This is a genomic window from Paracoccus thiocyanatus (assembly GCF_900156255.1).
Taxonomy (GTDB): domain Bacteria; phylum Pseudomonadota; class Alphaproteobacteria; order Rhodobacterales; family Rhodobacteraceae; genus Paracoccus; species Paracoccus thiocyanatus.
On the sequence record NZ_FTMK01000009.1, the window covers coordinates 38,734 to 50,840 of the forward strand.

Sequence of the window (12,107 nt, forward strand, 5' to 3'; positions counted from 1 at the left end):
GAAAGCCCAAGGGGGCAGCCGGGGGCTTCGCGCCCCCGGACCCCCGCGGAGTATTTGGAAAACGGAGAAATGCGACTTTCAGGCCTGTTGACGGGCAGTGCGCTTGGACGATAACCGGAAGCGGGGGCAGTGCAGGGAGCTAGACATGACATTCGATCGACGCATCAAGATCGCGCCTTCCATTCTTTCCGCGGATTTCGCCAATTTCGGCCAGGAATGCCGCGCGGTCGAGGACCAGGGCGCAGACTGGATCCATGTCGACGTGATGGACGGGCATTTCGTGCCCAACCTGACCTTTGGCCCCGCCATGTGCAAGGCGATCCGCCCGCATGTGCGCGGCGTGATGGACGTGCATCTGATGATCGCGCCGGTCGATGCCTATATCGATGCCTTTGCCGAGGCCGGCAGCGACATCATCACCGCCCATGTCGAGGCCGGGCCGCATATCCACCGGACGCTTCAGGCGATTCGCGGCACTGGCGCCAAGGCCGGGCTGGCGCTGAATCCCGGCACCCCGGCGGAGGCCGCGCGGCTTTTGCTGGACGATGTCGATCTGGTCTGCGTGATGACGGTGAACCCCGGCTTCGGCGGGCAGAAGTTCATCCGCAGCCAAGTCGAGAAGGTGCGCGAATTGCGCGCCATGATCGGCGACCGCCCGGTGCATATCGAGATCGACGGCGGCGTCGATCCTGCGACCGCGCCGCTGGTCGCGGCGGCGGGGGCGGATGTGCTGGTCGCCGGCTCGGCGGTGTTCCGCGGCGGTTCAGTGTCGAACAGCGCGCCCTATGGCGAAAATATCCGCGCCATCCGCGAGGCTGCCGAGGCCGCCCTGCGTTGATCTGGCGCGCCGCCACGGCGCTGGCCGGCGGGGCGCTGGGGCTGGCGGCGCCGCTGGCCGGGGCGGATTGGCGCGAGCGGCTGGTGCTGTCCGGCCCCAAGGCCGCGCCGGGTGGCATCTGGCTGCATGCGGCCAGCGTGGGCGAGTTGAACTCGGTCCAGGTGCTGGCCGAGGCGCTGGCGCGGGATTTTCCCCTGGTGGTGACGACGAACAGCCTGACCGGGCGCGCGCTGGCGCGGCGGCTGGGCTATCCTTGCGCCCTGGCGCCGCTGGACGTGCCGCAGGCCGTCGGGCGCTTTCTGGACCGGGTTCGGCCCGCGGTCCTGGTCACGGTCGAGAACGAGCTTTGGCCCAACCGCTCGGCCATGGCGGCGGCGCGGGGCGTGGCGCAGGTGGTGGTGGGTGCGCGCATATCGGCGCGCTCGGCGGCGCGCTGGGGCCGGCTGCCGGGGCTGATCGGGCCGATGCTGGGCCGCATCGACGCGCTGTCGGCGCAGGATGCGGAGAGCGAGGCGCGGCTGCTGGCGCTGGGGCTGCGCGCGGGCGCGCTGGCGCCGCGGCTGAACCTGAAGCTGCTGGCGCCTGCGCAGGTCGAGCCGGGCGAGGACGGGCCCGAGCGCGCGCACACCGTCCTGGCCGCCTCGACCCACGAAGGCGAGGATGCGCTGATGCTGGACGCCTGGGCCGCCGCCCGCGCCGCGGCGCCCGGCCTGCGGCTGATCCTGGCGCCGCGCCACCCTGGGCGCGGCGACGCCGTGGCGGCGCTGATCGCGGCGCGCGGGCTGGAGTTTGCCCGCCGCAGCCAGGGCGGCGGGCTGGAGGCAGGGCTGCTGCTGGCCGATACGCTGGGCGAGATGGCGGCCTGGTATCGCGCCGCCGGCATCTGCATCACCGCAGGCTCCTTTGCCGATCACGGCGGCCATACGCCGTGGGAGCCGGCGGCCTGGCGCTGTGCCATCCTGCATGGGCCGCATGTCGCCAACCATGCCGGCGATTACGCCGATCTGGCGGCGGCCGGCGGGACCGAGGGTTCCTTGGCCGAGGCGCTGCCGCAGGTGCTGGCGGCGCTGGTCCAGGACCTGCCCCGCCAGCGCCGCATGGGCGCGGCGGCGCGGGCGCTGCTTTTGGCGCGGGCCGGCGACCCGGCGGCGCTGGTGGCGCGTATCACGGCCCTGGCGCGACGCGGTCTTGCATAACCCCTTGCGCGGCCCGATATTTGACGGGAAAGGAGCGACGATGATCCGCTATGCCCTGCGCTGTGAAAAAGGCCATGATTTCGATGGCTGGTTCCGGTCTTCGGACGGGTTCGACACCCTTCTGGCCGCCGGGCAGGTCACGTGCACGCAGTGCGGCTCGGCTCAGGTGGGCAAGACGCTGATGGCGCCGCGCGTCGCGCATGGCCGCGACGACACCCCCGACCTGCACCGCCCGCGCAACGCGCAGGAAGCCGCGCTGGAAAAGCTGCGCCGCCATGTCGAGGAAAATTCCGATTACGTCGGCATGTCCTTTGCCGCCGAGGCCCGCGCCATCCACGAGGGCCAGGCCGCCGAACGCCCGATCCATGGCGAGGCGAAGCTTGAGGATGCGCGCAAGCTGCTGGAGGACGGCATTCCCGTTGCGCCCTTGCCCTTTCGTTCGCGCCAGCGGGCGAATTGAAGGCCAGCCGGCGGTCAGCCCGCCGCGTGTTCGCCGTCGATCATCACCATGATGCGCCCGCGCGAACAGCGTTCCACCCGCGCTTCGACGCCATAGACCTGGGCCAGCAGTTGCGGGGTCAGCACCTGTTCGGGCGCGCCTTCGGCATGGGTATGGCCGCCATGGATCAGCACGATGCGGTCGGCCCATTGCGCCGCCAGCGCCAGGTCGTGCAGCACGGCGACGACGATGCGCCCCTCGCCCGCCAGGCGGCGCAGTTCGGAAAGCAGCCGCACCTGGCGCGCCAGGTCCAGCGCGCTGGTCGGCTCGTCCAGAAGCAGCAGGCGGGGGTCGCGCACGATGGCCTGCGCCAGGCTGACCATTTGCCGCTGCCCGCCCGACAGCGCCGACAAGGGCTCCAGCGCCAGCGCGCCGATGCCCAGCTTGTCCAGGACCGCCATGGCGGCGGCATCGGCTTGGCGCGCGCCCAGCGTGTCGCCCGCGCGCAGCGCCGCGATTACGCTTTCCAGCGCCACCAGGGACGAGCCTGACGGCAGGCTTTGCGGCATAAAGCCGATCAGCCGGGCGCGGTCGCGCATCGGCACATGCGCCAGGTCGCGCCCGTCCAGCAGCACCTGCCCGCCATGGGGCTGCAACTGGGCGATGGCGCGCAGCAGCGTGGATTTCCCCGCGGCGTTCGGCCCGGCCAGCACCGTGACCTCGCCCGGCCGCAGCAGGGGCAGGTCCAGGCCCGCAAGCACGCTGCGCGCGCCGTAGCGCACCGAGATGCCCTGTGCCAGCAGCCCCTGCATCAGCGCCGCCTGCCGCGCAGGATCAGCGCGAAAAAGATCGGCAGCCCGATCAGCGAGGTGACAAGGCCCACCGGCAGCAGCACCCCCGGCACCAGCGTCTTCGACAGCGTCGAGGCCAGCGACATGACCAGCGCCCCGGTCAGGATGCTGGCGGGCAAAAAGACGCGGTGGTTTTCACCGACCAGCATCCGGGCGATATGCGGCCCGGCCAGCCCGACGAAGCCGATGACGCCGACCATGGACACGGCCGAGGCGGCCAGCAGGCTGACCCGCAGCAGCGTCCAGCGGCGCAGGCCGGCCACATCGACGCCGAAGCTTTTCGCCTGGTCCTCGCCCAGCCGCAGGGCGGTCAGTTTCCACGCCGCGCGAAAGGAAAACGGCACCGTCGCCGCCAGCACCACGCCGATCATCACCACGCCCGGCCATTGCGCCGCGGCAAGGCTGCCCATGGTCCAGAACACCAGTTGTTGCAGCGCATCGGCCGAAGCGACGAATTGCAGCAAGGACAGCAGCGCGGCGGCGGTAAAGTTCAGCGCCACGCCGAACAGGATCAGCACCTCGGGGCCGCCGCCGCGGATGCGGCCCAGCAGTTGCAAAAGCCCCAGCGCACCCAGCGCGAACAGGAAGGCATTGCCCGAGACGCCCCAGACCGGCGGCAGGCCGGGCAGGGTCAGGCCCAGCACGATGGCCACCGCGGCGCCAAGCGCGGCGGATGACGACACGCCCAGCGTGAAGGGTTCCGCCAGCGGGTTTTCCAGCACCGTCTGCATCTCGGCCCCCGCCAGCGCCAGCGCCGCGCCGACCAATAGCGCCATGCAGGCCACGGGCAGCCGCACGTCCCAGACGATGACCTGTGTGCCGCGGGCCACCTCGGCCCCGGTCAGGGCGCGCAGCGTTTCGGCCAGGGGCAGGCCGGCCGGGCCGGTGACCAGGTCCAGCAGCAGCGCCGCCAGCGCGGCAAGCCCCAGCACCGCCACCAGCAGGGTATTGCGCCGGCCTTGCCGGTGATAGCGTTGCAGGGTCGCGTCGCTCATTGTTCCGGCGTCACCCACCAGGTTCCCGGCACCACCACGGGCGAGAAGCGGGCGTTGATCTCGGCCAGGGTCTTGGCGGGGTCGACGTCCTGGAACAGGTCGGGATGAAAGGTCTTGGCCAGGTATTCGATCAGCGCGATATGCACGGGCGAATCGTTGAACAGGTGCCAGACGCCGGCCGCGCGCCCCTGTTCCACCGCCCGCAACGAGGCAAAGCCGGGCGCCGAAAGCAGCCGCTGAAAGCTGGCCTGAGCGGTTTCGGCGTCGACGCCCGAACCCAGCACCAGCCCGCCCCGCGTCGCCATATGCGTGCCGCCGGTGGCGATATAGACGTCCGGGTCGGCGCCGATCAGATATTCCAGGCTGACATTGCCCAACACGCCCTTGACGGTGTCATGGCCGATGTTTTGCCCGCCCGCCGTGGTGATGAAATCGTCGAATACCCCGGTCCCCACGGTCGAGCAGCAGTTCTGTCCCGCGGCATGGACGTGGAAGAATACGCGCGGCCTTGGCGGCTTGGCGCCGGCCAGGCGGTCGCGGATGCGGGCAAGCCGGGTGTCGTAGAACTCGGCGAATTCCTCGGCGCGCTCTTCGGCGCCGGTCAGCGTGCCCAGGATGCGCAGGCTGGGGATCGAGTTTTCCCGCGGATGCGAAAAGAAATCGACATAGGCGACCGGGATGCCCGCCGCCTCGATCTGTTGGCGGGCGACCTCCATGCCGGGGTCGTTCTGGTCCATCAGCGTCAGCACCACCAGGTCGGGATGCAGCGCGATGATCGCCTCGGCAGAAATGTCGCGATTGCCCGAGCCGACGGGGCGGATCGCGTCGATATCGGGGAATTTCTCGCGGTAAGCCTGCATGGTCGGCTGATCCAGCGCCTTGTCCAGCCGCCAGCCCGAAACCAGCGCCACCGGGTCGTCGTGGATCAGCCCCAGGACCGACAGGTGCCGCCCCTCGCCCAGCACGATATGGCGGGCGGGTTCGGGCAGGTGGATTTCCCGCCCCAGGATATCGGTGGCCGTCACATCCGCCGCGGCAGCGCCAAGCGAGGCGATCAGGGCAAGGGCGGCTAGCAGCGGGCGGGTCAGGGTCATGTCGGGTCCGTTGGCTCATGCGCCAGGGCGCGCGCGTGGACGCGCCCCGGCAGGGTCAGCCCCCTCTTTACTGCGTGGCGGGGGTGATGCGCCAGATGCGGTCGCCCGCCTCGTCGTTTTCGCCGCGCGACTTGTTGACCGCCCAGACATTGCCCTTGCCGTCGGCGCGCAACTGGTTGGGCAGGCTGCCGGCGTCCAGGTTCGCGACGATCTCGCCCTGGAGGCTGACCACGGTGATGGTGCCGGCGCCGCGATTGGCGACATAGGCCAGCCGCCCCACCGGCTCGAAGGCGACGTTCAGCGGGCCGGCGCCGACGGCGACGTCATGCAGGACTTCGCCGGTCTCGGCCTTGACGATCAGCAGGTTGTCGGTGGCCTGCGAGGCGACGAAGATCAGCCCCTCCTGCGGGTCGTAGGCCACGCCCGAGGCGGCCTTGGCGCCCGGCAGCGCGATCACCCTGACCTCGCCCGAGGCCAGGTCCACCACCGCCGCTTCGGGCGTGGACAGGCTGACCGTGACCAGCTTGCCGCCCGCCTCGTCGATGTCCAGCGCCATGGTCGAGAATTCCTCGCCCCGGATCTGCGACTGGATGGTGATCGGCTCCAGGGGCTCCAGCGTCTTGGTGTCGAAGACCCGGATCTCGGGCGTGCCGGTGGCGCTGGCATAGGCGCGGCCATTGGCCTCATCGACCACCACGTCGCGGGCATGGGGGACGGCGCCCGGCTCGAACTGCTTGACCAGCGACAGGTCGGATTGCTTGTAGACCGCGGCCGTGTCCTGCCGGGTGTTCGTCACCCAGACATTGCCGTTCGCCTCGTCCACATCGACGCCATAGACGGCGATCAACCCGCCATCGCTGCCGTCGGGACGGGCGGGGGCGGCGCCGGGGATAACCTCGGCCTCGATCTTCAGCGTCTCGCCGTTGATCTTGACCAGCTTGGATTCCTTGACCGGCGGGCGGCCCACGGCGCTGGTGACGAAGGCGGCATTCGCCCCCTCGCTGAACTTGACCTGGTAAAGGCCGCGCACCACGGGTTCACTGGTCACGCTGAACTTGTCGGCCCCCGCGACGGCGATCTCGGGCGAGATCTTCAGTTCGACCACATCGGCCGAGGCCGGATTTTCGGTGATGACCGCGATGGGCTGCAAGCCGGTCTCGGCCTCGGCGTCGATGTCCAGCGCAAAGCTGAACTTGCCATCGGCATCCACGGTAATCGGCTCGGCGTTCAGCGCCGTGGCGCCGCGCATCAGCGTGACGGTCTGGCCGGGGATCAGGTTCTCGCCCGCGATCACCGCCTTGCCGCCCTTGTGGACCGGGCTGCGGTCGGGCCCGCCGGCACTGACGCGGCCGGCGAAATCAACGAGCGGCTTGGTAAAGACGGTGTCGGCCAGCGCCGGGCCCGAAACCAGCGCCAGGGCCAGCGCCGAAGCGCCCAGCAGGCTGCGCAGCGAAGGGCGCGATGGATATGCCATGAGAAACTCCTTGAAAACGGATCAGGACTCGCTTTGGCTCACCCCGGATCAGGGCTGGCTTCGGTCAGCGCGCAACCTATATTCCTGACCGTCCTTGTCAACTAATCTCGGCAGGGGAACAGGAGTTTGTGAGCAGGAGAGTTTGCCTATGATGTCGCAGCTTGGACGCGTCGGGCCGGAACATGCCAGGAAACAGGCCGAATTGCGCATCTTCCAGGACGGGTCCGCAACCCATGCGCTGTCCCAAAAGGTGGTGGCGGTCGGCCCCGGCTATCGGCTGTTCCTGGCCGTGCCCAAGGCGCCCCCGCCTGCCGGGGGCTGGCCGGTGCTTTACATGCTGGACGGCAATGCCGCCTTCGATTTCCTGACGGCCGAGCATCTGGCGCTGGCGCCGGGGCTGGTGGTGGCCGGCATCGGATATGACACCGACCGGCAATTCGCCCGCGAACTGCGCACGCTGGACTTTACCGCGCCCGACGGGCCGGGCGACGGCCTGCGTCCCGACCATGTCCACGAAGGCCGCACGGCCGGGGGTGCGGCGATCTTTCACGACCGGCTGACCGGCCCGCTGCGCGACGCGGCCGAGGCCGGCCTGCCCATCGACGCGACCCGCCGCACGCTTTGGGGCCACAGTTTCGGCGGGCTGTTCACGCTTTACGCGCTGCTGGCGCGGCCGCATGGCTTCGCCCGCCATGCCGCGATCAGCCCCTCGATCTGGTGGGACGAGGCGCTGATCCGCCGCGTGGCCCAGGCGGCCGCGCCGGCCTCGCTGCCGCTGCTGGTGGCGCTGGGGGACCGCGAAAAGCGCTCGGGCAGCGACGGGCCGCCGCCGGACGGGCCGGCGCCGGCGACGATGCAGCTTGTCGCGGATCTTGCCCGCCATCCCGGCCATCGCGCACAGGTCCATGTCCTGCCCGGCCATATCCATATCCAGACGCTGGCGGGATCGTTCCCGCTGGTTCTGCCTTTCGCCAGCGCGGATTAACCGGATCTCAATCCTTTTGCGCTGCTGTGGTGGCAGGCAACAAAGGGGATTCGGATGGTTTTCGCCAGATATGCGCTGGTCCTGATCGGGCTGGTCCTGTGCGGGCTGGGCGTCGCGCAGGTGCCGCAAGGGGTGCCGGGCCTGTCGCCGCCGCCCGCCGGTCCCGTGCCGGCGCATGACGCCTTGCTGGCCTTGGGCGGGCTGGCCGGGGGACTGGTTTGCGGTCTTGTCGCGCTGGCTTTGGCCGGCCCTGCGCCCCCACCGATTCGCGTGCCGGCGGGCGGGACAGGCGGGCCGGTCAGTTCCGGCCCAGCCGCGCCGCCAATGCCGGCGCGATCAACGCCGAGGCTTCTTCCGAGGTCATCTGCGCATGCAGGAATGGCAGGTCGATGACCTCCAGCCCTGCGGCATAGGGGGCCCACATCCCCGGCCGCAGGTCGCGGTCCTTGTGGTCGCGGGCGGCGCGGAAATGCGTGATCGTGCCGGCAAAGCGGCGGTGATGGTGGCTGCGGATCAGCCGGTTGGTGCCGGTGACGGTGCGCACCACCCCGTCCAGGACCCGCGCCGGCAGCGCCCCCAATGCGCTTTCCCCGCGCCGGAGGAAGGCCACGACCTTTTCGCGGCTGTCCAGGTCGCGATGCGCCTCGGGGTCGTAGCCGGCGATGGCCAGCAGCGCGCGCAGCGCCGCGGCGGGGTCCGGTTCGGGCTCGTCGCGCCAGGCATCGCTGGGATAGCTGTCCAGCATGGCGACCACCCCGGCCTTGCGGCCGGCCGCGGCCAGGATCACCGCGATTTCCTGCGCCAGGATGCCGCCGACCGACCAGCCGGCCAGGTGCACCGGACCCTGCGGCGCCAGTGCGGCGATGCGCCCGGCATAGTCCTGCGCCAGCGCGGCCAGGCTTTCCGGCATCGGCACGCTGGGATCCAGTCCCGGATGTTGCAGCCCCCAGACCCGCCGCTGGGGCGCGATCCGCCGCGCCAGCCCGCGATAGCCCCAGGCCAGGCCGCCTGCCGGATGGATCAGGAACAGCGGCGCGGCCTGGCCGTCGCCGTCGGCCAGCAGGATCAGCGGTCCCAGCCCGTCGTCATGGGGCGCCTGAGCGTCCAGCGCCGCCGCCAGTGCCGCCAGCACCGGCTGTTCGAAAATGGTGCCCAGGCCGGGGTCGCGGCCGGTCTCGGCCTCCAGCGCCTGGGCCAGCCGCACGGCGGACAGCGAATCGCCCCCCAGGGCAAAGAAATCCGCCTCGGCCGGGGCCGGCTGGGGCAGGTGCAGGATCAGCGCGTAAAGCCGGGCCAGCAATTGCTCGGTCGGCGTTTCCGCCGCGCGGCCCGAGGCGGCGAATTCCGGCGCGGGCAGCGCCTTGCGGTCCAGCTTGCCGTTCGACGTGACCGGCAGCGCCTTCAGCGCCACCTCGGCCGAGGGCAGCATATAGGCGGGCAGCCCGGCCGCCAGCCGTTCCGCCAGCAGCCCCGGCCGCCAGTCCGCCGCCGGCACCAGATAGGCGACCAGGCGCTTTTCGCCGGCATGATCCTCGCGCGCGACGACCACGCATTCGCGCGCCATGCCGGTGGCCATGATCGCCGCCTCGATCTCGCCCAGCTCGACCCGCAGCCCGCGGATCTTGACCTGGTGGTCCGAACGGCCCAGATAGACCACCGCCCCGTCCGGCCGCAGCCGCGCCAGGTCGCCGGTGGCGTAAAGCCGGCCCTGGGGGGCGTCGATGAAGCGTTCCGCCGTCAGGTCCGCCCGGCCCAGATAGCCGCGCGCCAGTTGCACGCCGCCCAGATACAGGTGCCCGGCCAGGCCCGGTGGCACCGGGCGCATGCGGTCGTCCAGCACCTCCAGCGCCGTGTTCCAGACCGGCCAGCCGATCGGGATCGGGTTGGCGCGATCCTCGGGTCCGGCGGGCCAGTAGCTGACATCCACCGCCGCCTCGGTCGGGCCGTAAAGGTTGTGCAGTTCGGCCGTGATCCGGGCGTGGAAGCGGTCGCGCTGGTCCGCCGTCAACTCCTCGCCCGAGCAGAACACCCGGCGCATCGCCAGCCCCTGCGAGACGGGCGAGGCCAGAAAGGCCGACAGCATCGACGGCACGAAATGACAGGTGGTGACGGCGCGGTCGCGGATCAGGCGGGCGATGGCGGCGGGGTCGCGATGCGCGCCGGGCGGCGCCATGACCAGTTCCGCCCCGGCCATCATCGGCAGGAAGAATTCCCAGACCGAGACGTCGAAGGTCGCCGGGGTCTTTTGCAGGATGCGGTCCTGGGCCGCGATGCCGTAATGCGCCTGCATCCACATCAGGCGGTTGACGATGGCGCGATGTTCGACGGCGACGCCCTTGGGCTCTCCGGTCGAGCCCGAGGTGAAGATGACATAGGCCAGGTCGCCCGGCTGCGGCCCCCCCGCGGGGCGACCCCCGGCCGGCCAGTCGGCGGGCAGCAGCAGGTCGGTGCCCAAAGGGCACAGCCCCGCCAGGTCGGCCGTGGTCAGCACCGCCACCGGCCGGGCCTGCGCCAGGATGCGGGCGATGCGTTCGGGCGGATGCGCCGGGTCCAAGGGCAGATAGGCCGCGCCGGCGCGCAGGATCGCCAGCAGCGCCACGGGCAGTTCCAGCGAGCGTTCCAGCGCCACGGCGACGATGCGGTCGGGGCCGGCGCCAAGCTTTTGCAGCCGTGCGGCCAGCGCGGCGCTGCGGCGGTCAAGATCGGCGAAGCTCAGCCTGTCCGCGCCAAAGCTGACCGCCGGCGCATCGGGCGTGGCGGCAAGCTGCGCCTCGATCAGCGCGGTCAGGGTGGTGTCGGGCAGGGGATGGCGCGTCGCCTGGGCGCGCGCCTGCGCAGCGGCGATTTCGGCCGGGCTGGCGGTCGGCACCTCGGCCAGGGTTTCGGCCGCAAGTGCCGCGATCAGAAAGGCCACCAGCCGGTCGCCATGTCCGCGCACCTCTTCGGGCGCATAAAGCGCGGGGTTCGCGTCCACCTCGAAGATCATCCCCGAGGCGGGATCGCCGCGGAAGGTCAGCGTCAGGTCATCGACCGCGCCCGCCCCCAGGATATGCAGCCGGGCTTGCAGCCCCGGAAATTCCGGTGCCTTATCAAAGGGCTGAACGTTCACCAGCGGACCGTAAAGCCGCCGCGTGCCGCCGACCAGACCCAGTTCGCGGCGCAAAAGCTCGCTGCGGTAAAGGCCGCGGCGGCGGCCCTGCGCCATGCGCCTGGACTGCGCGGCCAGCCATTCGGGCAGGGCTGCGTCCTCGTCCAGCCGCAGCCGGTGCGGCAGCACGTTCATCGCCATGCAGGGCACCTGCGCGATCTTGCGGCCCATCCGCGCCATGAAGGGCAGGCCGATCACCGCCTCGCCCCCGGTCCAGCGCGCCAGATAGGCGCCGGTCAGCGCGTTCAGCACGTCGGGCCAGCCCAGCCGGTGCCGGGCGGCATAGCCGGCCAGCCGGTCCAGCAAAGCCTGCGGCAGCAGGCGCGTGTCGCGCAGGAAATCGGCGCCGCTGACCGCGCGGCCCTGCGCCAGCCCGGCAACCTCGGGCAGGTCGGCCAGTTCGGCCAGCCACCAGTCGCGGTCGGCCCCCCGGCGGGGCGAGGCGCGCCAGGCCGCGTCCTCTTCGGTCGCCAGCGACAGCGGGCCAAAGCGCTCGGGCGCCGGCGCCCCGCCCACCAGCGCGGCGTAATGCGCGGCGATGCGGTTCGTCACCAAGACCATGCCATAGCCGTCGATGGCCAGGTGGTGGATGCGTTCGTAAAGCAGATGCCGTTCGGGACCCAGGACGAACAGCGTCAGCGCCCCGGCCGGGTCCTGGGCCAGGTCCAGCGGGCGCTGGCTGTCGGCGCGCATCTGCGCCAGGGCCTGCGCCTCGGCATCGGGCTGGGCGGACAGGTCGGCAAAGCCCAGCATCGGCGGCAGGCCGACCCATTGCCGCGGCCCGTCGGGTCCGTGGCCAAAGCGCAGCGACAGGGCCGGGGCTTCGGCGATGGTGCGCGCGACGGCCTGGGCCAGCGCATCGCGGTCCAGGGGGCCGGTCAGTTCCAGATATTGCCCGGTGTTCAGGATCGGGTTGCCGGGGTCCAGCGCCTGGACATACCACAGCCCTTCCTGCGCCTCGGTCAGCGGGCAGCCGGCTTGGCACTGAAGATGGTGATGTGTGTCCATGTCAAGCCCGCTCCGGTCGGGGAAAGTGAAATTGCAGCCGAAGGATAGAACTGACGACCATGTTACCCCAGGGACCGGC

At 71.0% G+C, this 12,107-nt stretch carries 9 protein-coding genes; 4 read left to right on the forward strand and 5 right to left on the reverse strand.

The features are described 5' to 3' along the window. The first annotated feature begins 145 nt into the window (after positions 1–145). The 3 genes from rpe to F3H32_RS08630 are packed head-to-tail and all read left to right on the forward strand — an operon-like array spanning position 146 to position 2,494. Positions 146–838, forward strand: coding sequence for a ribulose-phosphate 3-epimerase (rpe, locus tag F3H32_RS08620; protein WP_149765490.1), 693 nt, complete (start codon positions 146–148; stop codon positions 836–838). Then, positions 835–2,034 (forward strand): 3-deoxy-D-manno-octulosonic acid transferase, encoded by a 1,200-nt coding sequence (locus F3H32_RS08625; RefSeq protein ID WP_149765491.1) that lies wholly within the window; start codon positions 835–837, stop codon positions 2,032–2,034. The genes rpe and F3H32_RS08625 overlap by 4 nt, the downstream gene beginning before the upstream one ends. Before the next feature lie 40 nt (positions 2,035–2,074). Next, positions 2,075–2,494, forward strand: coding sequence for a DUF1178 family protein (locus F3H32_RS08630; protein WP_149765492.1), 420 nt, complete (start codon positions 2,075–2,077; stop codon positions 2,492–2,494). A gap of 14 nt (positions 2,495–2,508) precedes the next feature. On the opposite strand, the gene F3H32_RS08635 is transcribed toward F3H32_RS08630, so the two are convergent. The 4 genes from F3H32_RS08635 to F3H32_RS08650 form a co-directional block, all read right to left on the reverse strand. Further along, complete coding sequence (locus F3H32_RS08635) at positions 2,509–3,285, reverse strand: ABC transporter ATP-binding protein (protein ID WP_149765493.1); 777 nt, start codon at positions 3,283–3,285, stop codon at positions 2,509–2,511. Continuing rightward, positions 3,285–4,319 carry a FecCD family ABC transporter permease gene (locus tag F3H32_RS08640; protein WP_115757021.1) on the reverse strand — a complete coding sequence of 345 codons (1,035 nt, stop codon included), beginning with the start codon at positions 4,317–4,319 and terminating at the stop codon, positions 3,285–3,287. The genes F3H32_RS08635 and F3H32_RS08640 overlap by 1 nt, the downstream gene beginning before the upstream one ends. Beyond that, positions 4,316–5,413, reverse strand: coding sequence for an ABC transporter substrate-binding protein (locus tag F3H32_RS08645; RefSeq protein ID WP_149765494.1), 1,098 nt, complete (start codon positions 5,411–5,413; stop codon positions 4,316–4,318). The genes F3H32_RS08640 and F3H32_RS08645 overlap by 4 nt, the downstream gene beginning before the upstream one ends. A 67-nt stretch (positions 5,414–5,480) precedes the next feature. After that, on the reverse strand, positions 5,481–6,887 hold the full coding sequence (locus F3H32_RS08650) for a YncE family protein (RefSeq protein ID WP_149765495.1): 1,407 nt from the start codon (positions 6,885–6,887) through the stop codon (positions 5,481–5,483). 151 nt (positions 6,888–7,038) lie between these two features. Here F3H32_RS08650 and F3H32_RS08655 point away from each other — a divergent pair, with 151 nt between their 5' ends. Continuing rightward, complete coding sequence (locus F3H32_RS08655; protein WP_149765496.1) at positions 7,039–7,872, forward strand: alpha/beta hydrolase; 834 nt, start codon at positions 7,039–7,041, stop codon at positions 7,870–7,872. A 298-nt stretch (positions 7,873–8,170) separates the two neighbouring features. Here F3H32_RS08655 and F3H32_RS08660 read toward each other — a convergent pair whose 3' ends face one another. After that, positions 8,171–12,028 (reverse strand): non-ribosomal peptide synthetase, encoded by a 3,858-nt coding sequence (locus F3H32_RS08660; RefSeq protein ID WP_149765497.1) that lies wholly within the window; start codon positions 12,026–12,028, stop codon positions 8,171–8,173. Positions 12,029–12,107: the final 79 nt, after the last annotated feature.

Bases quoted from the DNA above. Each gene is read 5' to 3' on its own strand.
- rpe (WP_149765490.1), top strand. From the start codon at position 146: ATGACATTCGATCGACGCATCAAGATCGCGCCTTCCATTCTTTCCGCG.
- F3H32_RS08630 (WP_149765492.1), top strand. From the start codon at position 2,075: ATGATCCGCTATGCCCTGCGCTGTGAAAAAGGCCATGATTTCGATGGC.
- F3H32_RS08635 (WP_149765493.1), bottom strand. From the start codon at position 3,285: ATGCAGGGGCTGCTGGCACAGGGCATCTCGGTGCGCTACGGCGCGCGC.
- F3H32_RS08640 (WP_115757021.1), bottom strand. From the start codon at position 4,319: ATGAGCGACGCGACCCTGCAACGCTATCACCGGCAAGGCCGGCGCAAT.
- F3H32_RS08645 (WP_149765494.1), bottom strand. From the start codon at position 5,413: ATGACCCTGACCCGCCCGCTGCTAGCCGCCCTTGCCCTGATCGCCTCG.
- F3H32_RS08650 (WP_149765495.1), bottom strand. From the start codon at position 6,887: ATGGCATATCCATCGCGCCCTTCGCTGCGCAGCCTGCTGGGCGCTTCG.
- F3H32_RS08655 (WP_149765496.1), top strand. From the start codon at position 7,039: ATGTCGCAGCTTGGACGCGTCGGGCCGGAACATGCCAGGAAACAGGCC.
- F3H32_RS08660 (WP_149765497.1), bottom strand. From the start codon at position 12,028: ATGGACACACATCACCATCTTCAGTGCCAAGCCGGCTGCCCGCTGACC.